The organism is Achromobacter sp. FW305-C-30-7, assembly GCF_058783105.1.
This window is the reverse complement of record NZ_JBYSYI010000007.1, coordinates 45,848-71,636: the sequence shown is the minus strand read 5'-3', so window position 1 is coordinate 71,636 and position 25,789 is coordinate 45,848. Positions and strand designations below refer to the sequence as shown.

The 25,789-nt window shown below is 65.8% G+C and carries 27 protein-coding genes and 2 riboswitches; of the genes, 15 read left to right on the top strand and 12 right to left on the bottom strand.

The window, feature by feature from the left end; translation table 11 throughout:
• Window positions 1-85 precede the first annotated feature (85 nt).
• From AC3WOB_RS22245 to dmpG, 4 genes are read left to right on the top strand one after another with little or no spacing between them, the layout of a single operon-like run.
• Window positions 86-568, top strand: a complete 483-nt coding sequence (locus AC3WOB_RS22245; RefSeq protein ID WP_013394937.1) for a TRAP transporter small permease — start codon at window positions 86-88, stop codon at window positions 566-568.
• Complete coding sequence (locus tag AC3WOB_RS22240) at window positions 565-1,848, top strand: TRAP transporter large permease (protein WP_013394936.1); 1,284 nt, start codon at window positions 565-567, stop codon at window positions 1,846-1,848. Before AC3WOB_RS22245 ends, AC3WOB_RS22240 begins: the two co-directional genes overlap by 4 nt.
• A gap of 41 nt (window positions 1,849-1,889) precedes the next feature.
• Complete coding sequence (locus AC3WOB_RS22235; protein WP_013394935.1) at window positions 1,890-2,795, top strand: acetaldehyde dehydrogenase (acetylating); 906 nt, start codon at window positions 1,890-1,892, stop codon at window positions 2,793-2,795.
• A gap of 12 nt (window positions 2,796-2,807) precedes the next feature.
• Window positions 2,808-3,851 carry a 4-hydroxy-2-oxovalerate aldolase gene (dmpG, locus tag AC3WOB_RS22230; protein ID WP_492276213.1) on the top strand — a complete coding sequence of 348 codons (1,044 nt, stop codon included), beginning with the start codon at window positions 2,808-2,810 and terminating at the stop codon, window positions 3,849-3,851.
• Between the two features lie 25 nt (window positions 3,852-3,876).
• Here the strand turns inward: dmpG and AC3WOB_RS22225 are convergent, their stop codons facing one another.
• Window positions 3,877-5,331, bottom strand: a complete 1,455-nt coding sequence (locus tag AC3WOB_RS22225; protein ID WP_492276212.1) for an aminotransferase-like domain-containing protein — start codon at window positions 5,329-5,331, stop codon at window positions 3,877-3,879.
• A 108-nt stretch (window positions 5,332-5,439) separates the two neighbouring features.
• Between AC3WOB_RS22225 and AC3WOB_RS22220 the strand changes: the two genes are divergently transcribed.
• The gene (locus AC3WOB_RS22220) at window positions 5,440-5,994 is read left to right on the top strand and encodes a DJ-1/PfpI family protein (RefSeq protein WP_207469327.1); all 555 of its coding nucleotides are present in this window, start codon (window positions 5,440-5,442) and stop codon (window positions 5,992-5,994) included.
• Between the two features lie 62 nt (window positions 5,995-6,056).
• On the opposite strand, the gene AC3WOB_RS22215 is transcribed toward AC3WOB_RS22220, so the two are convergent.
• The 3 genes from AC3WOB_RS22215 to AC3WOB_RS22205 form a co-directional block, all read right to left on the bottom strand.
• The gene (locus AC3WOB_RS22215; protein WP_492276211.1) at window positions 6,057-6,389 is read right to left on the bottom strand and encodes a type II toxin-antitoxin system RelE/ParE family toxin; all 333 of its coding nucleotides are present in this window, start codon (window positions 6,387-6,389) and stop codon (window positions 6,057-6,059) included.
• Window positions 6,386-6,667, bottom strand: coding sequence for a type II toxin-antitoxin system Phd/YefM family antitoxin (locus AC3WOB_RS22210; RefSeq protein ID WP_013394932.1), 282 nt, complete (start codon window positions 6,665-6,667; stop codon window positions 6,386-6,388). Before AC3WOB_RS22210 ends, AC3WOB_RS22215 begins: the two co-directional genes overlap by 4 nt.
• 71 nt (window positions 6,668-6,738) lie before the next feature.
• The gene (locus tag AC3WOB_RS22205) at window positions 6,739-7,968 is read right to left on the bottom strand and encodes a D-amino acid dehydrogenase (protein WP_492276210.1); all 1,230 of its coding nucleotides are present in this window, start codon (window positions 7,966-7,968) and stop codon (window positions 6,739-6,741) included.
• Window positions 7,969-8,012: 44 nt separating this feature from the next.
• Window positions 8,013-8,101: riboswitch (glycine riboswitch) on the bottom strand.
• A 1-nt stretch (window position 8,102) separates the two neighbouring features.
• Window positions 8,103-8,195, bottom strand: a riboswitch (glycine riboswitch).
• Between the two features lie 183 nt (window positions 8,196-8,378).
• On the opposite strand from AC3WOB_RS22205, the gene ampC reads away from it, so the two are divergent.
• Window positions 8,379-9,488, top strand: a complete 1,110-nt coding sequence (gene ampC, locus AC3WOB_RS22200) for a class C beta-lactamase (RefSeq protein ID WP_492276322.1) — start codon at window positions 8,379-8,381, stop codon at window positions 9,486-9,488.
• A 17-nt stretch (window positions 9,489-9,505) separates the two neighbouring features.
• On the opposite strand, the gene AC3WOB_RS22195 is transcribed toward ampC, so the two are convergent.
• From AC3WOB_RS22195 to AC3WOB_RS22185, 3 genes are all read right to left on the bottom strand, one after another.
• A complete protein-coding gene (locus AC3WOB_RS22195; protein WP_492276209.1) occupies window positions 9,506-10,501 on the bottom strand; it encodes a 3-hydroxybutyryl-CoA dehydrogenase in 996 nt (331 codons plus the stop codon).
• A gap of 16 nt (window positions 10,502-10,517) precedes the next feature.
• Complete coding sequence (locus AC3WOB_RS22190; protein ID WP_013394928.1) at window positions 10,518-11,615, bottom strand: NAD/NADP-dependent octopine/nopaline dehydrogenase family protein; 1,098 nt, start codon at window positions 11,613-11,615, stop codon at window positions 10,518-10,520.
• Window positions 11,616-11,731: 116 nt separating this feature from the next.
• Window positions 11,732-12,742, bottom strand: a complete 1,011-nt coding sequence (locus AC3WOB_RS22185) for an AraC-like ligand-binding domain-containing protein (RefSeq protein ID WP_492276208.1) — start codon at window positions 12,740-12,742, stop codon at window positions 11,732-11,734.
• Window positions 12,743-12,866: 124 nt separating this feature from the next.
• Here AC3WOB_RS22185 and AC3WOB_RS22180 point away from each other — a divergent pair, with 124 nt between their 5' ends.
• The 7 genes from AC3WOB_RS22180 to AC3WOB_RS22150 all read left to right on the top strand — a co-directional run bounded on the left by AC3WOB_RS22180 (window position 12,867) and on the right by AC3WOB_RS22150 (window position 19,810).
• Complete coding sequence (locus AC3WOB_RS22180) at window positions 12,867-14,243, top strand: spinster family MFS transporter (protein WP_492276207.1); 1,377 nt, start codon at window positions 12,867-12,869, stop codon at window positions 14,241-14,243.
• Window positions 14,244-14,455: 212 nt separating this feature from the next.
• The gene (locus AC3WOB_RS22175; RefSeq protein WP_492276206.1) at window positions 14,456-15,316 is read left to right on the top strand and encodes a DUF2242 domain-containing protein; all 861 of its coding nucleotides are present in this window, start codon (window positions 14,456-14,458) and stop codon (window positions 15,314-15,316) included.
• Between the two features lie 93 nt (window positions 15,317-15,409).
• Window positions 15,410-15,835 (top strand): CopD family protein, encoded by a 426-nt coding sequence (locus AC3WOB_RS22170; RefSeq protein ID WP_237709922.1) that lies wholly within the window; start codon window positions 15,410-15,412, stop codon window positions 15,833-15,835.
• Window positions 15,836-15,990: 155 nt separating this feature from the next.
• On the top strand, window positions 15,991-16,806 hold the full coding sequence (locus tag AC3WOB_RS22165; RefSeq protein ID WP_492276205.1) for a MetQ/NlpA family ABC transporter substrate-binding protein: 816 nt from the start codon (window positions 15,991-15,993) through the stop codon (window positions 16,804-16,806).
• A gap of 15 nt (window positions 16,807-16,821) precedes the next feature.
• Window positions 16,822-17,928, top strand: a complete 1,107-nt coding sequence (locus AC3WOB_RS22160; protein ID WP_492276204.1) for a methionine ABC transporter ATP-binding protein — start codon at window positions 16,822-16,824, stop codon at window positions 17,926-17,928.
• Complete coding sequence (locus AC3WOB_RS22155; RefSeq protein WP_492276203.1) at window positions 17,909-18,565, top strand: methionine ABC transporter permease; 657 nt, start codon at window positions 17,909-17,911, stop codon at window positions 18,563-18,565. Before AC3WOB_RS22160 ends, AC3WOB_RS22155 begins: the two co-directional genes overlap by 20 nt.
• A 54-nt stretch (window positions 18,566-18,619) precedes the next feature.
• Entirely contained in the window at window positions 18,620-19,810 is a 1,191-nt protein-coding gene (locus AC3WOB_RS22150; protein ID WP_492276202.1) for a trans-sulfuration enzyme family protein, read from the top strand.
• Here the strand turns inward: AC3WOB_RS22150 and AC3WOB_RS22145 are convergent.
• The gene (locus tag AC3WOB_RS22145) at window positions 19,785-20,264 is read right to left on the bottom strand and encodes a hypothetical protein (protein ID WP_492276201.1); all 480 of its coding nucleotides are present in this window, start codon (window positions 20,262-20,264) and stop codon (window positions 19,785-19,787) included. The genes AC3WOB_RS22150 and AC3WOB_RS22145 overlap by 26 nt on opposite strands.
• A gap of 187 nt (window positions 20,265-20,451) precedes the next feature.
• On the opposite strand from AC3WOB_RS22145, the gene ppk2 reads away from it, so the two are divergent.
• A complete protein-coding gene (ppk2, locus tag AC3WOB_RS22140) occupies window positions 20,452-21,672 on the top strand; it encodes a polyphosphate kinase 2 (RefSeq protein ID WP_492276200.1) in 1,221 nt (406 codons plus the stop codon).
• Window positions 21,673-21,676: 4 nt separating this feature from the next.
• On the opposite strand, the gene AC3WOB_RS22135 is transcribed toward ppk2, so the two are convergent.
• The 3 genes from AC3WOB_RS22135 to AC3WOB_RS22125 are packed head-to-tail and all read right to left on the bottom strand — an operon-like array spanning window position 21,677 to window position 22,839.
• Window positions 21,677-22,030: a DOPA 4,5-dioxygenase family protein gene (locus AC3WOB_RS22135; RefSeq protein WP_492276199.1), complete on the bottom strand. Its 354-nt coding sequence runs from the start codon at window positions 22,028-22,030 to the stop codon at window positions 21,677-21,679.
• A gap of 19 nt (window positions 22,031-22,049) precedes the next feature.
• Window positions 22,050-22,412 (bottom strand): translation initiation factor Sui1, encoded by a 363-nt coding sequence (locus AC3WOB_RS22130; RefSeq protein ID WP_492276198.1) that lies wholly within the window; start codon window positions 22,410-22,412, stop codon window positions 22,050-22,052.
• 46 nt (window positions 22,413-22,458) lie between these two features.
• Entirely contained in the window at window positions 22,459-22,839 is a 381-nt protein-coding gene (locus tag AC3WOB_RS22125) for an RNA-binding S4 domain-containing protein (protein WP_013394915.1), read from the bottom strand.
• Window positions 22,840-23,044: 205 nt separating this feature from the next.
• Here AC3WOB_RS22125 and AC3WOB_RS22120 point away from each other — a divergent pair, with 205 nt between their 5' ends.
• Window positions 23,045-24,913 carry an ABC transporter ATP-binding protein/permease gene (locus tag AC3WOB_RS22120; RefSeq protein ID WP_492276197.1) on the top strand — a complete coding sequence of 623 codons (1,869 nt, stop codon included), beginning with the start codon at window positions 23,045-23,047 and terminating at the stop codon, window positions 24,911-24,913.
• A 25-nt stretch (window positions 24,914-24,938) separates the two neighbouring features.
• On the opposite strand, the gene AC3WOB_RS22115 is transcribed toward AC3WOB_RS22120, so the two are convergent.
• Window positions 24,939-25,742, bottom strand: a complete 804-nt coding sequence (locus AC3WOB_RS22115; RefSeq protein WP_013394913.1) for an aspartate dehydrogenase — start codon at window positions 25,740-25,742, stop codon at window positions 24,939-24,941.
• Window positions 25,743-25,789 lie beyond the last annotated feature (47 nt).

Below are 25,789 nucleotides of genomic sequence, written 5' to 3'. Positions count from 1 at the left end.
CGTGTTCAAGCCGGTAGCCGCAAGCGCGGTGGCGCGGCCGGGCCGCTGCCCGCCGCGAGCCGGCTGTCTTCGGAACTACGACACCATGTGGAAATTTCTAGACAAGCATCTGGAAGAGATGCTGATCGTGCTCCTGCTGTCGACCATGTCGCTGCTGATCTGCGCGCAGGTCTTCATGCGCTACGTCATGGACAGCTCGCTGGCCTGGTCGGAAGAGCTGGCGCGCTATTGCTTCATCTGGGCCACTTACCTGGGCGTGAGCTACGCCGTCAAGCGCAATGCGCATATCTGCGTTGAGGCGGCGATTTCCCGCTTTCCGGGCCGCCTGAAGGCCTGCTTCGTGGTCCTGTCGCACCTGCTGTTCATCGTGTTCGCCGCGCTGGTGGTGAAGGAAGGCTACGCGCTGACGTTGAAGATCTTCAAGTTCGGGCAGACCTCTTCGTCGCTGGGATTGCCCATGGGAGTGATCTATCTGGCGCCTACCGTGGGTTTCGGGCTGGTCATCCTGCGGCTGATCCAGAGTATTTTTCTCGAGCTGGGCGCATTGCGCCAAGGGAGCCGGGCATGATCTCGCTATTGCTGTTCGGCAGTTTCCTGGCGCTCCTGATACTCAGCGTTCCCATCGCCATTTCCCTGGGCCTGGCCTCCGCGGTCGCGTTGCTTTACAGCGGCAAGGTCAGCAGCAGCTACATCGCGCAGGGCCTGGTCACCTCCATCGATTCCTTTCCCCTCATGGCGGTGCCGTTCTTCATCCTGGCCGGCGACCTGATGGGGCAGGGCGGACTGTCGCGGCGCCTGCTCAATGTGGGTAACGTGCTGTTCGGGCGCTATACCGGCGGGCTGGCCATCATCGCCATCGTCACCTGCATGTTCTTCGCCGCGATTTCCGGTTCGGGGCCCGCCACGGTCGCGGCCATCGGCGGCATCATGCTGCCCGCCATGGCCCAGCAGGGCTACGACAAGGGCTACTCCGTCGGCTTGATCGCCGCCGCAGGCAGCATCGGCATCATCATTCCGCCCAGCATCCCGATGATCATCTATGCGGTGTCGGCCAATGTGTCGATCACCAAGATGTTCCTGGCCGGCATCATCCCCGGCCTGCTGATAGGCGTGGGTCTGATGATCGTCGCCTACGTCAGCGCGCGCAAGCATGGCTACCGCGGCGTGGACCGCCGCTACAGCGGCCGCGAAATCGCGGCGGCGGTGTGGGATGCCAAGTGGGCGCTGCTGGCGCCGGTCATCATTCTGGGCGGCATCTACGGCGGCGTGTTCACGCCCACGGAGGCGGCTGCGGTCGGCGTGCTCTACGGCTTCGTCGTCGGCGCCTTCGTGCACAAGGAGCTGACGTTCAAGGGGCTGTACCAGGTGATCGCCGGGTCCGCGCTGACCTCGGCCACCGTGATCGTGATCGTCGGCACGGCCACGATCTTCGGGCGCGTGCTGGCGATCGAGCGCATTCCGTTCCTGATCGCCGATTACATCGTGCACCTGACGGACAACCCCATCGTCATCCTGCTGCTGATCAACGCGCTGCTGCTGTTCGTTGGCATGTTCATGGAGACGATAGCGGCCATCATCATCCTCACGCCCATCCTGCTGCCGGTGGTCATGGCGGTCGGCGTGGATCCGGTGCATTTCGGCATCGTGATCATCGTCAACCTGGCGATCGGCATGGTGACGCCGCCGGTGGGCGTGAATCTGTTCGTCGGCGCCCGCATCGGCGGCATTCCGTTGGAGAAAGCCGCGGCCGGCTCCCTCGCCTTCATCGCGGCCATGATCGTCACCTTGCTGGCGATCACATACGTGCCCGCGCTCTCGCTGGCGCCGTTGAGCCTGATGGGCAACTAGCGGGTCCGCGTTCTTTTTTTCTATCAAACCAGGAGTAAAGCATGTCAGGAAAACTGCGGGCCGCGATCATCGGCTCGGGCAATATCGGCACCGACCTGCTGGCCAAGCTGAAGCGCAGCGCGGTGCTGGAACCGGTCTGGATGGTGGGCATCGATCCGGAATCAGACGGGTTGCAGCGCGCGCGGGACATGGGCCTCGAGGTCACCGCCGACGGCGTGGACGGCTTGCTTCCCCACGTGGAGGAGGCCGGCATCCGCTTCGCCTTCGACGCCACCAGCGCCTATGTGCACAAGGAAAACTCGGACAAGCTCACCGCGCTGGGCGTGAAGGTGATCGACCTCACGCCGGCCGCCATCGGCCCCTATTGCGTGCCGCCGGTAAACCTCAAGGATCTGGCGGGCCGGCAGGAGAACAACGTCAACATGGTGACCTGCGGCGGCCAGGCGACCATTCCCATGGTGTATGCGGTGTCGCGCGTGCAGCCGGTGGCGTATGGCGAGATCGTGGCCACGGTGTCCTCGCGCTCGGCGGGGCCGGGCACGCGCAAGAACATCGATGAGTTCACCCGCACCACGGCCGGCGCGGTGGAACGCATCGGCGGCGCCAAGCGGGGCAAGGCCATCATCATTCTCAATCCGGCGGAACCGCCGATGATCATGCGCGATACGGTCCATTGCCTGACCGAGAGCGAGCCGGACCAGGCGCGCATCACCGAGTCCGTGCACGCCATGATCGCCGAAGTGCAGAAGTACGTGCCGGGCTATCGCCTGGTCAACGGACCAGTGTTCGACGGCAACCGGGTGTCGGTCTACCTGGAGGTCGAGGGCCTGGGCGACTACCTGCCCAAGTATTCGGGGAATCTCGACATCATGACCGCGGCGGCCGTGCGCAGCGCCGAAATGTTCGCCGAGCAGATGCTGGCGTCCGCCGCCCAGGCAGCAAACTAGGAGATGAAGACCATGGAATTGAAAGGCAAGAAAGTCGTACTGCACGACATGACGCTGCGCGACGGCATGCATCCCAAGCGTCACCAGATCACGCTGGATCAGATGGTCTCGATTGCGCGCGGCCTGGACGATGCAGGCGTGCCGCTGCTGGAAGTCACCCACGGCGACGGCCTTGGCGGCGCATCGGTCAACTATGGCTTCCCTTTGCACTCGGACGAGGAATACCTGTCGGCCGTGGTTCCGGTCATGAAACAGGCCAAGGTGTCCGCCTTGCTATTGCCGGGCATCGGCACGGTCGAGGACCTGCGGCGCGCGCATGCGCTGGGCGTGCACACCCTGCGGGTGGCCACGCACTGCACCGAGGCCGACACGGCCGAGCAGCATATCGCCGAGGCGCGCAAGCTGGGCATGGACACGGTGGGCTTCCTGATGATGAGCCACATGAACAGTCCGGAAGGGCTGGTGCGGCAGGCCAAGCTGATGGAGGGCTACGGCGCCAATTGCATCTACATCACGGATTCGGCCGGGCATCTGTTGCCCCATACGGTCAAGTCCCGCCTGGAAGCCGTGCGCGGCGCGCTGCGGCCGGAGACGGAACTGGGGTTCCACGGCCACCATAACCTGGCTATGGGCGTGGCCAACAGCATCGCCGCCATCGAGGCCGGCGCGGTGCGCATCGATGCGGCCGCGGCCGGGCTGGGCGCGGGAGCGGGCAACACGCCGCTGGAAGTGCTGGTGTCGGTGCTGGACCTGATGGGCGCGCAGACGGGCGTCGACGTGTTCAAGATCCAGGACGTGGCGGAAGACCTGGTGGTCCCCATCATGGATTTCCCGATCCGCATCGACCGCGACGCGTTGACGCTGGGTTATGCCGGCGTGTATGGCTCGTTCCTGCTCTTTGCCAAGCGGGTGGAACAGAAGTACGGCGTTCCGGCGCGCGAGATCCTGGTCGAGATGGGGCGCCGCGGCATGATAGGCGGGCAGGAAGACATGATCGAGGATACAGCCCTGTCCCTGCTGCGGCAAAAGCGGGCGACCGCCGCCAGCGCCGCCTGAGGCGGGTTGCCGGCCGGCGTGGCGTTCACGGTACGCCGGCCGGCAGGTGCCGCGCCGCGTCGTGCGCGATCAGCTCTCCGATCCGGTCTATCACTGCCAGCAGTTGCGGCGTCGCCGGCAAGGCCGTGTTCATCCGCAGGCAATTCGAGTAGCGGCTGCTGTCTGCCGAGAACATGGCGCCCGGGCAGATGCTGAAGCCTTCTGTTTGCCCCTGGCGCATCAATTCCCGCGTGTCGGTTCCGGCTGCCAGTTGCAGCCATAGCAGGAACCCGGCATGCGGTTGCGCATAGCGGGCGCTTGCGGGCCACGTAGACCGGATGCGCGCCGTGATGGCGCGCATCGAAGCCTGTGTCCTGGCCGCGAAGCGCCGCAAGTGCCGGTCATAGTCGCCGTTGAGCATCAGGTCGGCCAGCGCGGTCTCCATGATGGGCGATCCCGCCAGGCTGGCTTCGACGCGCTTTTCCGTGGCTTCGTGTACGAAGCGTCCGGCCTCCAGCCAGCCGGTACGCCAGCCCGGAGCCAGTGTCTTCGACACGGACGAGCAATACAGCACCATGCCTGCGGTGTCGAAGGTCTTGCATGAGGGTTCGCGTTGCGCCTGCATGGTGATGTCGCCATACGGATCGTCTTCGATCAGCGGGACCGCCGCGTGCGCGAGGATTTTCACCAGCCGCTGTTTGGCCTTCACGGGCATGGTGAAGCCGGAAGGGTTGTTCGCAGTGGGACTGGCGACCACCGCTGCGATCCGGTAGCGCTTCAGTGCGCTTTCGAGCACATCCAGATCCATGCCCCGATCCGCATGCGTGGGAATCTCCAGCGCCTTCAGGCCATGCGCCTTCAGCAGCATCAGCGTGCCGAAGTAGCAGGGCGATTCGACCGCCACCGTATCGCCCGCCTTGGTTACCACGCCCAGCGCGATTTGCATGGCCTGTGTGGCGCCTGCCGTGATGATGAGCTTGTCCGGATCCAGGTTCCCATCCCAGCGCAGCGCGCGCTTCGCGATCTGGCGGCGCAGGTCCATGCGACCGGGCGGCACGCTGTACAGCACGCCCTGCGCGCCCAGGCGGCGGTGCGCGGCCGCAGCGCTGCGGGCCAGCGCGCGGCTGGGCAGCCAATCGGGACAGGGCGTGGCCGCGCCCAACATGACCAGGTCGGGCGAGCGGGCCTGGGCGAACAGATCGTGGACCTGCCCGGTCAGCGTGACGGGGCGGGGCAGGGCGGCCGGCCGTTTGGGGAGAGGACGGGCCGCCGGTGTCTGCTGCCGCGGCGCCACGTAGTAGCCGGAACGGGGGCGGGCAACGACCAGGCCCAGCGATTCCAGTTCGCGCAGGGCGCGTTCGGCGGTGGGCGCGCTAACCTCGTTGGCTTGTGCCAGCTGGCGCACCGATGGCAGCTTGTCGCCGGGCGTGAGCTGGCCGCGCGCGATGATGGCGCCTAGCCGCGAGGCGATGCGGCCGTAAGTCGTGGTGGAACTGGCCATGAAATTCTGTATAGGTAATATTTATATAAATCTGACTATACAGATTGAATGGCGATGGCACTAGCATCAGACCTTGTCTACTTGCCGGGGGTTCTGATGAAAGTTGCCATGCTTGCGTATGACGGGTTCACCGATGTGGATCTGTTCCTGCCCTGGGACCTGTTCAATCGCGTGCAGGATCCGGACTACGTGAACTACCAGGGGACTTGGTCGGTCCGCATCTGTTCAGACGTGGATGAGGTCAGGTCCAATACCGGCATCAGCTTCCGGCCGCATGGCAAGCTGGAAGAACTGCGCGAGGCCGACGCCGTGTTCATCGTCAGCGGTCCCGGTTCGCGCGCCAAACTTGCGGACTCGGACTTCATGGGACGCTTGCAACTGGACCCGGACCGCCAGGTGATCGGAGCCATCGATTCGGGCGTGCTGTTCCTGGCCAGGCTAGGCTTGCTGGAAGGCAAGACGGCCACGACCTATCCCGGCGTGTTCGCCGAACTGGAGTCGATGGGAATCAGCACCGTGCACGAACCGCTGGTGGTGCATGGCAATGTGGCTTCGGCCGGCGGATGCCTCTCCACCCAGGATCTCGCGGGCTGGATCGTCGAACGCTTGCTGGGCAAGGAGAAGTCCGAGGCGATGTTGGGGATGATCGCCAAGGTGGATTGAGGACGCGTGGCGCCGCTCTGCGGCCTTGCCGCAGGTGCTTCCGCGGCGAGACACTGAAATCCTTATTTTCTTGCTCTGAGTGTTTGCACAGGCCGTCTGCTCAATTTCGTCTTGAAATCCTGGCGGGCATCACAAATGATGTGGATATAGACCCGGTCTCCAATGACTTCGTAGATGACGCGATTCTTCACGGCGACGATTTCCAGAAAATGAGTGGCCGGCAGCTCCGGCAGCGCATGTCCCGCATTCGGGAATTGCTCAAGTTTCAGGATCGCCTTCTTGATTTTGGAATAGGCGTTCAGCCACGTCGTTTGCGTGAAATGCTTGCGGATGTACCGCCGGATTTCATGAAGGTCGTCTACCGCAGTTTGAAGAAAGACAACCTTGTGGCTCATTCTTCATCATCCTTGTCCATCGCTTCGATCTGGGCAAAGACATCTGCGGCAGGCGTGATCCGGCCTTCCTCTATCTCCTTGCGGCCATGCGCGAGCAACTGGAGCAAGGCCATGGCCTGTTCCTGTTCTTCATAGCTTTCAACATCCATGACAACCAGCTTGGCCTCGCCGTTCTGCGTGATGAGCATGGGCTCGCGAGTTTGCGAGAGAGTTGTGACGATTTCCGCCGCATGGCTTTTGAGATAGGAAATCGGTTTGACTTGAGTCGAGTATTTCATGGGGGACTGATCTCCGAGTGGATATGTCAGTAAGACCGATTATAGTCTGAATTCAGTCCCCCTCCATCAGATCAAGCCTCGCCCAGTCGCATCCTCACGCTCGCCGCCAGCATCTGCGCCGTCGCCGCTGACAAGGTCCAGCCCAGATGCCCATGCCCTGTGTTGTAGAACACGCCCGGCCGCTTGCCGGGGCCGACGCGGGGCATCATGCTGGGCGTCATCGGGCGCAATCCGCACCAGGGCACCACGCGCGAGGTGCGGATGCCGGGGAAATGCTTGCGGGTCCAGTCCACCAGCGGCTGCACGCGTTCGGCGCGGATGTCCATGTTGAAGCCGTTGAACTCCGCCGTACCGGCCACGCGGAAGCGGTCGCCGAGGCGGCTGGTGACGATCTTGGCGGCTTCGTCCAGCAGGCTGACCTGCGGCGCGGCGGCCTGGCTGGCGGCGTCGTCCAGGTGCACGCTGATGGAGTAGCCCTTGACCGGATAGATATTGAGTTTGTCGCCCAGTTGCCTGGCGAACTGCCGGCTGACGGCGCCGGCGCAGACGACGATGGCGTCGGCCTCGTGCTGTTCGCGCCGCGTGCCGCCTTCGCGCGCGACGTCGAGCACGTAGGGCGCGCCGTCCAGGCTGATATTGCGGATGTCGGCATCCTGCGCGAAGCGCACGCCGCGGCGCTCGCAGGCGCGGGCCAGACCGCTGGTGAACTTGTGGATGTCGCCGGTGGCGTCCGAGGGCGTGTAGAAGCCGCCGTAGCAGGAGGTTTGCAGCGTGGGTTCGATGTCGCGCGCTTCCTGGGGCGACACCGCGTAGCGCTCCAGCCCCCCTTCCTGCAGCAGGGCATTGGCGCGGCGCGCGGTCTCGAAGCTGGCGGCGTCGTGGTAGATGTGCAGGATGCCGCGGCGCTCCAGGTCGAAATCTATCCCTTCCTCTTCAGCCATGGCGTACAGATGCTGGCGCGCGGCGATGGCGAGCCGGGTAGTCTCGATGGTGTTCTTGCGGTAGTTGCGGATCTGCCCGATGAACTGCGCCAGCCAGGAATACTTGTGCCAGCTGAAGCGGGGATTGAGCAGCAGCGGGGCGTTGTGGCGTCCGAGCCAGCGCAGGCCCTTGATGATGGTGGCGGTGCTGTTCCAGACCTCGGCGTTGCTGGCGGACAACTGGCCGCCGTTGGCGTAGGAGGTTTCCATGGCGGGGTAGCGCTGGCGGTCGTAGACGGTGACCTGGTATCCCAGTTTGCTCAGGGCATAGGCGGACGTGACGCCGGTGATACCGGCGCCTATGATGGCGATGCGGGGCATGGTGGCTCCAGATTGGGTGGCCGCGGCCACCCGGCCGCAGCACCCCATCTGTCTCTGTACCTGAGAGCTTCACCCGCGGCGCAGGCGGCGGGTTCCCCTTCGGTGGGCGCGCTTGGCGCCTCTCTCCAGATTGTCTAGACCGCGCAGTCCTGTTTGCCTGAGAGTTTCCGGGGCGGTTGCTCCGTCGGCGCCTGCCGCGGGGGGCAGGTCTCTTCTGCGGGGTTTTGGATCGACGAGGCGAGGATAGCCAAAATCCACAGGAATGAGACCAAGGGTTAATACCAATGAATCGTCCCGTCGCGTTACGATGCATGCGCGTCGTCAGCCTACGGCGTCGCGGAAATTCAACACCACATGGGATGACGAGAATGCGCTTGAGCGGAATGTTGCGCACGGGATTGTTTGCGCTGATGGCCGGCGGCTGCGCCGTGGCGTATGCCGGCCAGTCCGAGGTGGACCGCAAGGTCGATGAAGCGGCGCAGGCCGTCATGCGTGAACACGGCATCGCCGGCCTGTCGATCGCTATTACCCAGAACGGGACGCAGCGCTTCTACAACTACGGCGTGGCGTCCAAGGAAACGGGCAAGCCTGCCGGCAGCGATACGCTTTACGAAGTCGGGTCCATCAGCAAGACCTACACGGCAACCTTGGCCGGCTACGCGCAGGCGCGCGGCCGTCTCGCCTTGAGCGACAGCCCGGCCAAATACCTGCCCGAGCTGGCCGGCAGCGACTTCGCCAAGCTCAGCCTGATCAATCTGGGGACTCACACGACCGGCGGTTTTCCCCTGCAGGTGCCCGGTACGGTGCGGGACCAGGCGCAGCTGATGGCCTATCTCAAGGCCTGGACGCCCGAGCACGCCGCCGGCACGTATCGCACCTACGCCAACCCCAGCATCGGCATGCTGGGCGTGATCGCCGCCAAGAGCCTGAACCGGCCGTTCAAGACGGCCATGGAGCGGGACCTGTTTCCCAAGCTGGGCCTGACCAGCACCTATATCGACGTGCCGCGCGCGAGACTGGCGGACTACGCGCAGGGCTACAACAAGCAGGACGCTCCTGTGCGGGTGAATCCTGGCGTGCTGGCGGACGAAGCCTACGGCGTGAAGACCAGCGCGCGTGACCTGATCCGCTTTGTCGATGCGAACATGGGCCTGAATGTGGCCGATGCCGAACTCCGCAACGCGATCGCGCAGACGCACGTCGGCTATTACCAGCTGGGCGACATGACCCAGGACCTGGCCTGGGAGCAGTTGCGCTATCCCGTGGCGCTGGACGCGTTATTGACGGCCAATGCCGGCAACTACAACAGCCAGAGCCAGGCCGTGACCGTGCTGAACCCGCCGCTGCCGCCGCAGGATGCCGTGTGGATCAACAAGACGGGTTCGACCAACGGCTTCGGCGGCTACGTGGCGTTCGTGCCGTCGAAGCAGCTGGGCATCGTGATACTGGCCAACCGGAACTATCCGAACGAGGCCCGGGTGCGGCTGGCCTACAAGATCCTGGACGAACTGGATAAGTAGGCGCGCCGGCCTATGGACTAGCGCACGGGTGGCTGCCGCGCCGCGTCGAAGCGGGGCAGCATATCCATCACCTCCAGCCGCTTGCACAGCTGCGCCAGCCGCTCCATCTTGTAGGCGTTCACGTCCATGCCGGCATAGTCATAGAAGCCCTGGCCGTCGCGCAGTCCGTTGCGCCCTTGCTCCATGTTGCGGGCGATGACGGCGGGCGAGGCGAAGCGCGGATCGATGGCATCGGACAGGTAGCGCGAGGCGTAGTAGAGGATATCGCCGCCGCCCCAGTCGATGAATTCCAGCAGGCCCAGCACCGAAAAGCGCAGGCCGAAGCCCAGGCGCACGGCGGTGTCGATGTCTTCGGCGCTGGCAACCCCTTCCTCCACCATGCGGGCGGCTTCATTCATGGCCAGGGCCTGGATTCGGGGCACGATGTAGCCGGCGGCGGGCGCGCATTGCACCGGCTTCTTGCCGGCCAGGCGCAGCACTTGCAGCAGGCCCTGTGTGGCGGCCTCGCTGGTTTGGGGGCCGCGGCTGACTTCCACCAGCGGTATCAGGTAGGCGGGATTGAGCCAGTGCGCGTTCAGGAAGCGCTGCGGACTTTCCACCAGTTCCGCCAGTTCGGTGACGAGAAAGGTGGACGTGGTGGAAGCGATGATGCTGTCCGGGGCGCAGGCGGCGCCCAGCCAAAGAAAAGCATCGCGCTTGGCGTCCAGGCGTTCGGGTACGGCTTCGAACACCACGCGAGCCTGCCGCAAGTCTGCCGCCGCGTCCTGGCGCGTGCATAGGCGGACGCGCGCCAGCGCGATGTCCGCTTGCGACGCGTCCAGCAAGCCCAGCCGCGCCAGGATGCCCAGTTCGTGGCGCAGCTCATCCCGCACTCGGGAAAAGTACGCGGATTGCTCCGCGGGCGTGCGCGGCTTGATGTCTATCAGCGTGACGTCCAGCCCCGCATGGATATATGACAGCGTGATGCCCACGCCCATGCGGCCGGCGCCGATCACGCACAGTTTCTCGTTCATGGCATGCATCCTCGTCTCAGCAGCCTTCGGTCAACAGCTCGCGCATCTCGTCGCGCGACAGGCGGTCCAGGCCCAGGCGCTCCAGCGTGCGCCCTTCGGCGTAGAGGTCGCGGCCGGTCACCGCGCTGGCCAGGCTCAGCAGGCCTTGGGCCACCGGCGTGGGCACGCCCGCCCAGCGGCCGGCGGACACCAGGAACGACAGGCCGAGCCGCGTGTCCTCGAGCATGTAGCGGTGGGTGTGCAGGTCTATGTCCTCGCGCCAGTCGCCGCTGTCGGTGAGCCTGCCGTGAGCGCCGCGGCCGTACATCCATTCGTCGCCCGTGGCAGCGTAGTGGTCGGCCAGCGGAAAGTGCGGCGCGGCATAGTCCAGGGCGACGCGGATGGCGATGCGCTCCGCGTCCAGCGCGTCGGTCACGCGCCGTATTGCAGGCTGCGTGCCTTCATTGTGGATGTCCCATTTGTCGAAGTGCTCCAGCGGACCCGCGTTCATCATGATGAGCGGCGGGTGGATGACGGGACCGGCATTCATCAGCGCGCCGGAGAGCCCGTCCTCTATCGGTTCGATGCTGGCGTAGGCGCGCTGGACCACGGCCAGCGCGTGCTCGGACAGGCGGCGTGGAAAGACGCCGGTAGGCAGGCGGGTGGCGTAGCCGCTGATCACGACCTTTTCGCCGTGCTTGCGCGCCAGGTAGGGCAGGGTGCCGGTCTCGGCAAAGGCGGTATCCGCTGGATTGCCGGCGTCTTTCATGGCGCGGGCGAAGACGTAGCTGCCGAAGGTGCCAGGCGGCAGGAACACGACTTGGCCGTCGCGCAGCAGGGGAGCCAATTCCTGCGCCAGGGCTTCGTGCGTGGTCGACGGCAGGGGAATGACCAGCAGTTCCGCATCGCCCACGGCCGCGGCCAGGTCGCGCACCAGCTGCAATTGCTGGGGGCCATCGCCCAGCGGGATCTGGCGGCTGCCGCGATAGTCGGTGACGGCCAGCGCGCCTGCGTCCCGCAATCCCTGGAATGCAGCCCAGTCCCGGCGCCACCAGCGCACCTGATGGCCTTTTTCAAACAGGTCGGCCGCTGCCGCGTAGCAGCCGTGGCCGCCGCCTATGACGCTGATTCTCATGGACAAGCTCCGTCTGGTGGAGTCTCGATCCTAGCGGCGGCTTGCAGGCGGGGCTGCGCCGAACGCGCAAGCGGCGTTCCGATCCGGCAAGCGAATCCAGCGCCGCCGGGCGGCGCCTAGTGCCTGTTGCGGCGCAGGGTATCCGATGGCAGGCAGCCGTAGCGCTTGCGGTAATGCGTGGCGAAATGTCCGAAGCTGGCGATGCCGTGCCGCAGCAGGATGTCGGTGACGCTGTCGCCTTCACTGGCTTGCTCCAACGCGGCATGCACCAAGACCAGCCGTTGATTGCGCACGTAGTCGCTGGGGCTTTGCTTCAGGAACTGCGCGAAGCCGTTTTGCAGCGTGCGCACGGATACGCCGCAGTGCGCCGCCAGGTCCGATAGCGAAAGAGGTTCGTCCGGATGGCTTTCTATGTAGTCGCGCGCCCGGCGCACGTGCAGGGGCAGCGGCTGGCGGCGATCCGCCTGCAAGGCTGTGGAATAGTTATGCGGCAGCTGGGTCAGCAGCAGCGTCAGCAGGTAGTCCGAGAAACCGGCGGCCAGAGTCTGCGTGACGCCCTCGATGGCGGGATGGCGGTACAGCCGGCATAGATAGTCCAGCGTTTCACGCACCGCCACCGGCCCGGGCGCGTCGGCTTCAATTTGAAGGTCGAACACCAGCGCCTGTTTGAGGGGGCGCTCGAGCAGCCGTTGCAGCTGGCGTTCCAGCGCCTCGCGTTCGATGCGCAGGATCAGGTTGCGGCAGTCGCGGCCGATGCGGATTACGCTGCGTTCGGACGGCGACGAGATGGTCAGGCTGCCCGCGTTCATGGAGGCGCTGCGCTTACCCAGCGTGATCAGTCCGGACCCTTGCAGCGTGATGCGGATCAGGTAGTAGCTGGCGATGTCGCCGGCGTCGATCTCGACCTCGGCGCCGTAATGCAGATCGAACAGCGCGGCGTTGCCGAAGAACACGCCATACAGCCGCGACTGCAGGGGTTTTCCCGGGGGCACGCACATGCGGTGCGACCATAGGTGCTGGCTGACCTGATCCTTGATCTCGGCGATGTTGCCCGAGTCCAGCAAGCAATGGCGGTCCAGCGGATTGGTGTCGTTGAACATGCTTTCCTGCGCAGCGGGAACAGTCATTGCGTCAGGCGTACAGAGGCTGGCCGCGCAAAGACCTACAAAAGATGGGCCTGCAAGCAAGTGAGGCGCAACCTCGCCCGTTGGGCGATGGGCAGATCTCACCACCATACAAGGGAAACAAACCATGACTGACGGCAGCCCGCGGCACGGATCAAAACCCAGCTACGCCTACGAGTGGTACGTCGTGGTGATATGCATGCTAGCGTACATATTTTCCTTCGTCGACAGGCAGATCCTGGCGCTGATGATCGAGCCCATCAAGCACGATCTGCAACTGTCCGATACGCAATTCAGCTTGCTGCACGGGCTGGCGTTTTCGCTGTTCTACGCCTTCATGGGCATCCCCATCGCGCTGCTGGCGGATCGCTATTCGCGCCCCAAGATCATCGCCATTGGCGTCGCGTTCTGGAGCCTGGCGACGGCGGCCTGTGGCCTGTCGCGCAATTTCGCGCAGATGTTCCTCGCGCGCATCGGCGTGGGCGTGGGGGAGGCGGCGCTGTCGCCCGCCACGTACTCCATGCTCAGCGACATGTTTCCGCGTGAAAAACTGGGGCGCGCCGTCGGGGTCTATTCGATCGGTTCGTTCATCGGTGGCGGCATGGCTTTTCTGATCGGCGGCTACGTCATCGATCTGCTCAAGAGCGTGGACACGGTCACCTTGCCCTGGGTAGGCGCGATGCGCCCGTGGCAGGTGACCTTCTTCATCGTGGGACTGCCCGGCCTGCTGATCGCGCTGCTGATCCTGCTGACGGTACGCGATCCGCAGCGGCTGGGCCTGCGGCGCAATGCATCGGGGCAGGTACAGAAGCCCGCCATGAAGGACACTTTTCGCTTCCTCGGCCGCCATCGCCGCACCTTTTTCTGCCACTACCTGGGCTTCTCGTTCTATGCGATGGCGCTGTTTGCGCTGCTGGGCTGGACGCCGGCGTTCTACATGCGCAAGTTCGGCATGTCGCCGGTGGATGCCGGCTACATGCTGGGCGTGGTGGTGCTGGTCGCCAATACCGCAGGCGTGTTCTGCGGCGGCTGGCTGATGGACTGGCTGGCCCGGCGGGGCTACAGCGATGCACCGCTGCGCGCCGGGGTGATCGGCGCGGCGGGCATGGCGGTGCCGGCGGTGATCTTCACCCAGGTGGATTCCCTGTGGCTGTCGGTGGGGCTGTTGCTGCCCGCCATGTTCTTTGCGTCGTTTCCCATGCCGACCTCGACGGCCGCGATGCAGATACTTCCTCCCAATCAGCTGCGCGCGCAGGTGTCGGCGCTGTTCCTGCTGATCTCGAACCTGATCGGGCTGGGGCTGGGCACCACTGCGGTGGCCATGTTGACGGACCGGTTGTTCAAGAGTCCGGCGGCGGTTGGACAATCCATGTCTGTCCTGGTCGGCGTGGCGACGGTGCTGTGCATCGCCTTGCTGGCGCTGGGCTGCAAGCACTACCGGCGCAGCCTGAACCTGGAAACGCAAGACCTCCGGCCGCTGGAGCCCGCGCGCGTGTCGTCCTGAAAGGGGCGTCCAGGGGCTGCCGGGGCCACGATGCGGCCCTTTTTTGAATCCTGTTACCTCTGCGTTGAACTACACATCCCTGGTAAAAGAATTGGTGCCGGGGATGCGCTATAACGAACGCTTTACGCATCACTGTTCCGTGCCTGGCGCAGTGGGCGGGCCGCCATGCTGGCTGGCCGCGCCCCACGCCGTTCCATGCCGGACCCCAATTCATGCCCCCTGTTTACCGCCGTCCATTGCTGGTCCCCTTGCTTGTCCTGACGGGCGTCCTGGCAGGGTGCTCATCCCCCAAGCCAGAGTTCGAAAAAGAAGATTTCACCCAGAACAACACCTACTCGCGCACCGTCGCCGCGAGTAACGTCGCGGCCTGCGATGCCGGCCGCCGCGCCTTGCTGAGCCAGGGCTACAACATCGACAAGTTCGAGGGTTCGCGGGTCACGGGACACAAGAATTTCCAGGACGAAAGCGGACAGCACACGCAGATCGCCTTCAACATCGAATGCGCCTCCGACGGCGGCGCGAACGAGCGCGCCACGGTGTTCGCCAACGCGGTGCAGGACCGCTACTCGATCAAGCGCACCAACAGCTCGGCCAGCGTGGGCGTAAGCGTGTTGGGCCAGGTGTCCATGCCGTTCGGATCGAGCGACGACTCGCTGGTGAAGACGGGCAGCCAGACGGTTGCGCGGCCCAAGTTCTATGAAGGGTTTTTCCAGCTATTGCAGCGTTTCCTGCCGGATGCGCAGGCTGCCGCCGCGCCGCCCGCGCCCGCGGCCGGCCGGGCAAAGCCGCAGCCCAAGATCGCGCCGGCCGAGCCGGCGGAATCGCCCGACAAACCGGCTGACACGCTGAATCCGGCGGCGGCCAATGGCGCCAGCGAATCTCCGAAAACGCCAGCGGCGGGCGGCGCCAGTTCGCCGGCCGCGCCCGCGTCCGCTACGCCTGCGAGCGCTGCGCCTGCGTCGACGACGGCTCCGTCCGCCGCGCCTGCGCCCGCATCTGCCGCGCCTGCGTCCAACGCGCCCGCAGCAACACCAACGCCCACGGCTCCGGCCGACCCGGAGGCGGCCAAGTAGGGCCGCGCCGCCGCGCCGGCTTGCCGTAGCGCAAACAGATGCGCCGCGCCGATACACGGCGCGGTCCGCAATCCGGCGATAATGCCGGGCATCATGACCTATCAACTCCTGAAAATGCTCCACGTCGCGGCCGTGGTCGCCTGGCTGGGCGGATCGCTGTTCGTGTCGCTCTTCCTGCTGTCCTCGCAGCCGCAGGACAGTGAAGAAGCGCCGAAAGAACGCAAGATGCTGGGCGCCTTGCGCCGCTGGACGCTGTACGTGACCACGCCGGCCATGGTGTTGACCTGGCTGGTCGGTCTGCACCTGGCCATGACCTTCGGCTGGTTTGCCATGACCTGGATCTGGGTCAAGGTGGCCTTCGCGCTGGCGCTGTCGGCGCTGCTCGGCATCCAGAGCGCGGCGTTGCGTCGCATGGCCAACGGCAGCGCCAAGCGCCCGCCGCTGGTGGACCTGTATGCGCCGTTCACTGTCATCGCTTCCGCGGTCATCGTGACGCTGGTGGTCGTCAAGCCCTTCTGATCCGCGCGGCCGGACATGTGCCGGGACCATATGCCCAGCCGCCATAACCAAACGCCCCTGTAATAAGGACTCAACGAACTATTCGTTCGCGCGGTCCGTCCCCCTCCCTAGAATCGTTTCTCTCATAACCGCATAGCCTGAGAGGCGATTCCAATATGACTTCCCGTTTCTTCAAGCGCCTGCTGGGCGCGGTGCTGGCTTCGGCGGCAATGTTCCATGGCCCGGCGTTTTCGGCCGATCCCAAGCCCCTCAAGGTGGGCGTGCGCGGCGGCGTCGACGAGCAGATCTGGGAGGTGGTGGCGCAGGTCGCCAAGAAGAATGGCCTGGCGGTGGAGCCCGTCATCATCACCGGCACCGCCAGCCCCAACGAGGCGCTCAACAACGGCGACCTCAATGCCAACGCCTTCCAGCACATACCTTTCCTGAACGACCAGATCAAGCAGCGCGGCTACAAGCTCGTGTCCGTGGCCAACACGCTGATCTCGCCCATCGCGTTCTACTCCAAGAAGTACAAGTCGCTGAAGGACCTGCCCGAGGGCGCCCGCGTCGGCATCCCCAATGATCCCAGCAACCAGACGCGCGCGCTGGTCATCCTGCGCGACCAGGGCTTGATCACGCTGAAGGACGGATTCGATCCTGCCACCGGCACGGCCACGCTGGCGGACGTGACCGCCAACCCCAAGAGGCTCAACTTCGTGGAAAGCGCCTCCGTGGTGCTGGCGCGCTCGCTGCCGGACGTGGACACCGCGGCCATCGTCAACAGCTTCGCCTATCAGGCCGGGCTGATCGCTACGCGCGATGGCATCGCGGTGGAAAAGAAGGAAAACAATCCCTACGTGAACATCATCGCGGTGCGCGAACAGGACAAGAACGCGCCCTGGGTGCCTGAACTGGTCAAGGCCTACCACTCCGAAGAGGTGCGCCAGTTCATTCTGAGCAAGTACGAAGGTTCGGTCATTCCGGTTTTCTGAGGCTGGAAGCGGGCAATGATGCAACACGAATTTTCCGTGAGCGGGCTGGCCGACGCCGCGCCGCAAACGCCGGCCGTCGACGCGCACATCGTCTTCGAAGGTTTGCAAAAGCGCTACGAGGGCGCGCAGGGGCCGGTGGCCGCTTTGTCCGACGTGTCGTTCTCCATCGCCCGCGGCGAGGTGTTCGGCATCATCGGACGCAGCGGCGCGGGCAAGTCCACGCTGCTGCGTTCCATCAACATGCTGGAGCGGCCCAGCGCCGGCCGCGTGCTGGTGGACGGCGTCGATGTGGGCAGCCTGGATGAGCATGCGCTGGTGGGCCTGCGCCGCCGCATCGGCATGATCTTCCAGCACTTCAACCTGCTGTCGGCCAAGACGGTGGCCGAGAACGTGGCCTTGCCCTTGCGCGTGGCAGGCGTGAAGCCCGCGGCCGCGCGGGCGCGGGTGGAGGAACTGCTGGAACTGGTGGGGCTGCGCGACAAGGCCGACGCCTATCCGGCAAAGCTGTCCGGCGGCCAGAAGCAGCGCGTCGGCATCGCACGCGCGCTGGTGCACCAGCCGGAGATCCTGCTATGCGACGAAGCCACGTCGGCGCTGGACCCCGAGACCACGCAGTCGATCCTGGCCTTGCTGCTGGACATCAACCGCAAGCTGGGCCTGACGGTGGTGCTGATCACGCACGACATGGCAGTGATCCGCGAGGTCTGCCACAAGGTGCTGGTGCTGGACGGCGGCCGCAAGGTCGAGGAAGGCGAGGTCTGGCGCGTGTTCGGCAACCCCCAGGCCGCTGCCACACGGGCCTTGCTGCGGCCTTTGCAGCACGACCTGCCGGCCGACCTGGCGGGCAGGCTGGTGCCCGACCTGCAAGGCCGCGCGGGCGTGGCGGTGCTGCGGCTGCGCTTCACGGGGCAGGGGCGCCCGCAGGGCGTGTCCTTGCAGGCGCTGGCGGCGCTCGGCCCCGGCGCGACGCTGCTGCATGGCGGCCTGGACCGCCTGCGCGGCCACGCCCAAGGCAGTCTGCTGGTTTCCGTGCCAGCGGGCGCATTACAGGAAGAGGCCACGCGCGCCGCGCTGGTGGCCGATCAGATCAAGGTGCTGGGTTATGTCGCTGCCGATGCTTGATAAATACCTGCAGGCCTTTCTGCAGACCCTGGCCATGGTGGGCGTATCCGCTGTCATCGCCATCGTTCTGGGCCTGGCGCTGGCCGTGGTGCTGACCGTCACTGCGCCGGGCAACCTGTATCCCAGGCCGCGCTTCAACAAGGTCCTGTCGGTGACGGTGAATACCTTCCGCGCCATCCCCTTCATCATCCTGCTGGTGGCGATGCTGCCGTTCACGCGTTTCCTGGTGGGCACCACGCTGGGCACCTGGGCCGCCATTGTGCCGCTGTCGGCCAATCTGGTGCCGTTCTTCGCGCGCATTGCCCAGGTCAGCCTGAACGACGTGGACCACGGCCTGGTGGAGGCAGCGCGGGCCATGGGCTGCCGCCGCTGGCACATCGTGCGCCACGTGCTGTTGCCGGAAGCCCTGCCGGGCATCATCGGCGGCATGACGGTCAGCGTCATTGCCATGATCAACGCCTCGGCCATGGCCGGCGCGGTCGGCGCCGGCGGCCTGGGCGACCTGGCGATCCGCTACGGCTACGAACGTTACGAGACCCGCGTCATGTTCGAGGTGATCGTGATCCTGATCGCGCTGGTTTCCATTGTGCAATTCACCGGCGAATGGCTGTCGCGCCGCGCCGACCACAAACGCTGACTCTGTGCCGCAGCCCGACGCTCCGGCCATATTTGAAAACACAGGAACACTGACATGACCGAGTCCACGCAACACGGCTTCGCCACGCGCGCCATCCACCTGGGCTACGACCCGCTGGACGAGCAGGGCGCGCTGGCGCCGCCTCTTTACCTGACATCCACCTACACCCAGGACAGCATCGAGGCCTTCGACCAGATCCGCCTGGGCGAGAAGCAGGGCTACGTCTACGGGCGTACGCGCAATCCGACGCAGGCGCTGCTGGAGGAGCGGCTGGCGTCGCTGGAGGGCGCCGAAGCGGGCGTTGTGACCGCTTCCGGCATGGCGGCGATTTCGGCCACCCTGTTCTCGCTCCTGCAAAGCGGCGACGAGATCGTGGTGGACCAGATCGTGTACGGCACCGCCTTCACCCTGTTCACGCAGGGCCTGGCGCGGTTTGGCGTGCGCGCGGTGTTCGCCGACTTCACCCGTCCCGAGACTGTGGCCGCGGCCATCGGCCCCAAGACGCGCGCCGTCTACTTTGAAACGCCCGCCAATCCGAATCTTCGCCTGGTGGATATCGCGGCGGTGTCCGCCATCGCCCGCGGCAAGGGTGTGCTGACCATCGTCGACAACACCTTCGCCACGCCGGTGCTGCAGCGGCCGCTGGAGCATGGCGCGGACATCGTGCTGCATTCGGCCACCAAGTACCTGGGCGGCCACGGCGACCTGCTGGCCGGCGCGGTGCTGGGCCGCAAGGAGCACATTGACGCGATCCGGCTGCAGGGGTTGCGCTACTTCACCGGCGCCACCTTGTCGCCTTTCACGGCTTTCCTGGTGCTGCGCGGGATCAAGACGCTGGAATTGCGCGTGGCGCGCCATAGCGAATCCGCCTTGCGGGTGGCCAAGCTGCTGCGCGAGCATGCGGCGGTGGCCGACGTGTTCTATCCCGGCTTGGCCGATACCGCGGGGGCCGAGATCGCGCGCCGCCAGCAATCGGCGGGCGGCGGCCTGGTCGCGTTCGAGTTGAAGGGCGGATTGACCGCTGGCCGCGCGCTGCTCAATAGTCTGAAGCTGGCGCGCATCGCAGTCAGCCTGGGCGATCCTGAAACCCTGATCCAGCATCCCGCGTCGATGACGCACGCCAGTTACACGGCCGAGGACCGCGAACGCTATGGATTGTCCGAGGGCTTGCTGCGCCTGTCAGTGGGCCTGGAGACGCCTGAAGACATCCTGTCCGATCTCAGGCAGGGCCTGGACCGGCTGTAGCGGCCGCGGGGGGCGTGGTTGTGCCGCGCCGCCAGGCTACCCATTCTCCCGCGCACTCGAAGTTGCGCGGTCCGCGCGCGGCGGCTGCCAGCCCCGCGCGCAGCGCGCCCATGTCCAGTCCGGGCATGTTGTGCAGCAGGGCGGGAGGCAGGCGTTCGACGTCCAGCGTTGCCTCGTCGAGCTCCATGGCCATCAGCCCGCCGCCGTCGCTGGGCACGCGCAGGAACCACAGGCCCTCCATGTAGTCGCCCGACCAGGGATCGGGGTAGATGGCCTGCGTGTAGCGGAATCCGAATTCCTGGATGTCGCTCCAGGGCCAGAACTCCTGCTGGCCCAGGGCGCGCGCCAGCTCACTGCTGCGCGTGAAGCCGGCTTCGTCGAAGCATACGCTCTCGCTCAGGGGATTTTCGGGCGGTGTCGGACCGGCAAGCAGCCGTTTGATGAATGACCACATGGCGCGGGGGCGGATAAGGGGAGGCCAGTGTAGCGGCCTTCGTTGCCGCAAAAATGTTACAACGTTTGATCGAGGTCAAGTCCGCAGGGCAGGGCTCGGGGTAGCGTTTGCGCTTTTCCCGACCAAGGCCGCAGGCGCAAGCCCGGCAGCCGCGGACAGGACGATCAGCGTAGCGAGGACAGGATCGATGACAGACAAGACCACCCCAGCCACCGGACAAGCCATCGCCGAGGCGCCGCGCAAGCGCGCCGCCAGGCGCACCGCCGGCACGTCCACCAAACCGGTCGCCAAGACGGTGGTCAAGACAGTGGTCACGCCTGTGACCACCAGCCGTAAACCGCGTGCGGCCAAGGCCCCCGCGATTGTTGATCCCATATCCGCGGCAGCCGCCGCCGAGCCGGCTCTCAATGTGCGCAAGCGTGTCGTCGCCCGCCAGGATGCCGCGCGCCAGGAGACCGTGGCGGTCCTGGCCGATATTGCCCGCCGCTACAACGTCAGCGCGCCGGCCCATTCCCGCGAGGCGCTGCGCTCGGTCATCGAGGAGCTGTCGCCGGACGATGCGCAGGCCGTGCACCGCGCGCTGGTGGAAGCCAATTCGGCGGCGCCGCGCGTGCGCCGCAACCCCGACGATGAGCTGGCCGCGGACTGGCGCGAAGGCGTCTATCCCTATCGCCACCGCATGCTGCGCCGTAACTACGAAAAGCAGAAATACAGCCTCCAGGTCGAACTGCTGAAGCTGCAGGCCTGGGTCAAGGCCACCGGCCAGCGCGTCGTGATCCTGTTCGAAGGCCGCGACGCCGCGGGCAAGGGCGGCACCATCAAGCGCATGATGGAACACCTGAATCCGCGCGGCGCGCGCGTGGTCGCCCTGGAGAAGCCGTCCGACACGGAAAAGGGCCAGTGGTACTTCCAGCGCTACGTGCAGCACCTGCCCACCGCAGGCGAGATCGTCATGTTCGACCGCTCCTGGTACAACCGCGCCGGCGTGGAGCGCGTGATGGGTTTCTGCACCCAGAACGAATACCTGGACTTCCTGCGCCAGGTGCCGGATTTTGAGCGCCATCTGGTCAGCAGCGGCATCCACCTGATCAAGTTCTGGTTCTCGGTCAGCCAGGAAGAACAGCGCCGCCGCTTCCTGCAGCGCAAGGTGCATCCGCTCAAGCAATGGAAGCTCAGCCCCGTGGACCTGGCCTCGCTGGACAAGTGGGACGACTACACCCGCGCCAAGGAAGCCATGTTCGCGCACACCGACACGGCCGACGCGCCCTGGGTGGTGGTCAAGTCCGATTGCAAGAAGCGCGCGCGGATCAATGCGATGCGCTATGTGCTCAGCCGCCTGCCGTACGAAGGCAAGAGCGGCGATCCCATGATGGCGCTGGATTCGCTGATCGTGGGCCGCGCGCTGTAGCCGTTCAGGCCCCCAGCGCCTTCAGGTTCAGCGTGTAGCTGCGGCCGATCCAGACGGCGCAGTCGCGGTGGTCGCGGATCGAGTCGCCGGTGTTGGGGTGCATGAAGACGTCCAGCGCCCCGTGATGCAGGGTCAGCCAGGTGGCGATCTCCGCGAAATGATCCGGCGTGAAGGCGATCTGGTAACTCCATTGGGGATGCGGGCCGACGGGGCGCTCATGGAAGCGCCCCATTTCCATCTTGCCGGCAAAGCGCGCGGTGATCCGTTCGCGCAGCGCGTGCGCTGCGTCGCGGCTGGCGGCGTCGAAATACACATGGGCGTGCCAACTGGCGACATCGCTGGTTTGCAGATCGGTCATTGCTAGTACTCCGTCGATGTCAGCCGCCCGCGCGCTTGGCGCGGATGCCTTGTTTTTGCAGGGTTTCCATGACGCGCTCGCAGTGGTCACCCTGGATTTCGATCACGCCGTCCTTCACCGTTCCGCCCGAGCCGCAGGCGTTGCGCAGCTGCTTTCCCAGCGCGTTCAACGCCGCGCCATCCAGCGCCAGGCCCTTGACCACGGTGACGCTCTTGCCGCCGCGGCCCTTGGTTTCGCGCGATACGCGCGCCACGCCATCGCCGGCGGGAACCGCCTGGGCGGCCTGCTTGCACAGGCACTGCGGCAGCGGCTTGCGGCATTCGGGACACATGCGGCCGCCGTCGGTGGAATAGACCAGGCCGCCTGTAGAACTGCTTTTCATGATGGGCTTGCGAAAAAGAAAGTTGATCGTCGTCAGCGCGGCCGGATTACTTGCCGCGCATCTGGTCTATCAGCCGCCGGTCGCGCTTGGTCGGGCGGCCGGCCTCTATGCCCAGCGCGGGCTCGGGCGCCAGGCGGCGCATTTCCGCTGCGCGCTCCCGCGCCGCCACGCTTTCGGGCGTTTCCTCGTAGAGCTGGCGTGCGACAGGCGCTGGGCCGCGCACGCCGCTGACGCCCATCACCCGCACGTGCAGCGCCGGGTCTTCCTTGCGCACCGTGACCAGGTCGCCGGGGGCGACCTCGCGCGCGGGCTTGGCGGGCTGGTCGTTCACCAATACTCGGCCCTTGCCGATTTCCTGCACGGCCAGGCTGCGCGTCTTATAGAAGCGCGCGGCCCATAGCCATTTGTCTAGCCGGATCTTGTCCATCGTCCCGTACCTGCCGGATTGCTGCTCAGGTGTCCATGATAGCCGCCGCGGGAAGCCTGCCGGCCTGCGAGGCAGGCGCTTGCTGTCAGATCGCTTTCGCTCACCCTGCCAGAACGCTTAAGCCAGGCTTAAAACGGCCTGTGCGCCGGAACTCGATGCGCGCGTCTCGTCTAACCAGAAACGCGTATCGGAGGGCAATCGACTCATGGATCTGAACTGGCAGCAACAACTGGCGGAAAGCGGGCTCTGGCTGGCGCATGCGTTTGGCATATCCGCCGTCGTGCTGGTGCTGGTGGTGGGCATGCTCGCGCGCTACACGGACTGGGGACGCAAGTTCTGGCGGCTGGCGTGGCCGTATCTGAACCCTCGGCGCAGCTGGCGTCCCCTGTTGATGCTGGCGCTGCTGTTGTTCCTGGCGATGTTCGCCGTGCGCATGACTGTGCTGTTTTCGTTCTGGTACAACGGCTTCTACAGCGCGCTGCAGGCATTGGATCAAAGCGCGTTCTGGCGTTTCCTGGGCATATTCTCGGTGCTGGCCTGTGTGCACGTGGTGCGCACGCTGGCCGACAGCTATGCCGGACAGGCCTTCGACATCCGTTGGCGCGTGTGGCTCAACGATCGCCTGACCCGCGACTGGCTGGGCGCGGGCGCCTATTACCGTGGTCATTTCGTCGACGCTCCGGTCGACAACCCCGACCAGCGCATCGAGCAGGACATCGCCATGTTCGTGACGGGCTCGCGCACACTGGCGATCGGCGCGCTGAGCGCGGTGGTCTCGCTGGTGGCGTTCACTTCCATTCTGTGGGGCCTGTCCGGCGCCTTGACTGTGGCCGGCGTGGAGATCCCGCGCGCCATGGTGTTCATGGTGTACCTGTATGTGATCGTGGCGACCTTGTTCGCGTTCAAGATCGGGCGGCCGCTGATCAAGCTGAATTTCCTGTCCGAACGGCTAACGGCGAACTTCCGCTACGCGCTGGTCCGCCTGCGCGAGAACGCCGAGAACGTGGCGTTCTATCAAGGCGAGAACGTGGAGCGCGCGACCTTGTGGACGCGTTTCTCGGCCTATATCGCCAACCTGTGGGCGCGTGTGTACCGGGGGCTGAAGTTCGACGGCTTCAACCTGTCGGTGAGCCAGGTCGCGGTGGTGTTCCCCTTCATCCTGCAGGCGCCGCGTTTCTTCAGCGGCGCGATCAAGCTGGGCGATGTCATCCAGACTTCGCAGGCCTTCGGACAAGTGCAGGATTCCCTGTCCTTCTTCCGGACTTCCTACGACACCTTTGCGCAGTACCGCGCCACGCTGGACCGGCTGAACGGCTTTCTGGACGCCAACGAGGCCGCGCGCGCGTTGCCCTCAGTGCAGACCGAGCCCTTGCCCGACGGCCTGGAGATCGAGGACGTGCAGGTGGCGCGGCCCGACGGCACGGTCCTGCTGCGCGATCTGAACCTGAGTTTGCGGCCGGGCCAGGCCCTGCTGATCAAGGGGCCGTCGGGTAGCGGCAAGACCACCTTGCTGCGTGCGCTGGCCGGTCTCTGGCCGTACGCGCAGGGTTTGGTGCGGCGGCCGCAGGGCGCCTCCGCCTTGTTCTTGTCGCAGCGTCCCTATCTGCCCTTGGGCGACCTGCGTGGCGCGGTCGCATATCCGGGGCTGGCGCAACCCGAGGACGATGCGCGCCTGGCCGATGCGTTGCGGCAGGTCAATCTGGGGCATCTGGCCGGCCGGCTGGATGAGGTGGCCGATTGGTCCCGCATCCTGTCCATAGGCGAACAGCAGCGCGTGGCGTTCGCGCGCGTGCTGTACAACCGACCCGCCATCGTCTTCCTGGACGAGGCCACGTCGGCCACCGATGAAGGGCTGGAACATGCGTTGTATAGCCTGCTGCGCGAGGAGCTGCCATCCTGCATGCTGGTCAGCGTGGGGCATCGCAGCACGCTCGACGCCTTCCACACGGACAGGCTGGATCTGGATGGCGCGGGGAACTGGCGGGTCGGGCCGATGGCCGCGGCGGGCGGCTCCACGCAGCGTCGCCAGCCCGCGGATGGCCGGTCCGGCGGGCTGCAGCGGGCGGCGGCCTAGTCGGCGCCCAGCCGCCCGGCAGCGATCAGGTGCCCACGCGCAGCGGACCGGTCAGCTTGCGCAGCGCGGCGATCACGCTTTGCGCAGTGATGCGGCCGGTCTTGGGGTTGGCCGACGGAATGTTCTGGATTTCCATCGAGAACGAGGCCGAGTCGGACACGACTTCGACGCGGTGGAGATTGCGTTCCAGCGAGGGATCGGCCCAGATTTCCAGGGTGGTCTTGTCCGGGCCGATGCCGGCCAGCGACACGCTGACCGCCACGTTCAGGTTGGCCGGAAAGCCCACCGCCGCTTCTCGCGGCGAGCCGCGGAAGATCAGGCGCGGCTCGGTGATGTCCGCGATGTCGATGTTGTTGTCGGTCAGGTAGGGCGCGCCCAGCAGGCCGCGCACCGGCTTGCGGGTGATCATGGTGACGGAATGGATGACGCCTTCGGCCGCGGCGGTAATGGCGTCCAGGCCCAGGATGGCGCCCGAGGGCACCAGGATCTGGCCGTGGTGCTGGCGGGCGAGTTCGATCAGGTCGTCATGGCGCAGCAAGGCGCCGGAACTGAGCACCACCATCTTCTTGCCGGCGCGCAGCACGGGCTCGGCGATGTCGCGGAACACCGCGGCGGGCGCGCATTCCACCACCACGTCACAGTGCTCGTGCAGCGCGCCGATGGTGGTGTAGGCGGGCGCGGCCTGAGTCCAGGCAAAGGCCGGCGGGGCCTTGGGATCGCGCACCGCCACGGCGGCGAGCGTCAGGCCGGGCAGGCCGGCGTCCAGGGATTGCGCCACGGCCTGGCCGATGGCGCCGAAGCCGGCGATGCCGACGCGGTAGCTGTTCATAAGGGTCCAGAGTAGGGCCGCGGCGCGCCGCGGGTGGTTCGGAAGGG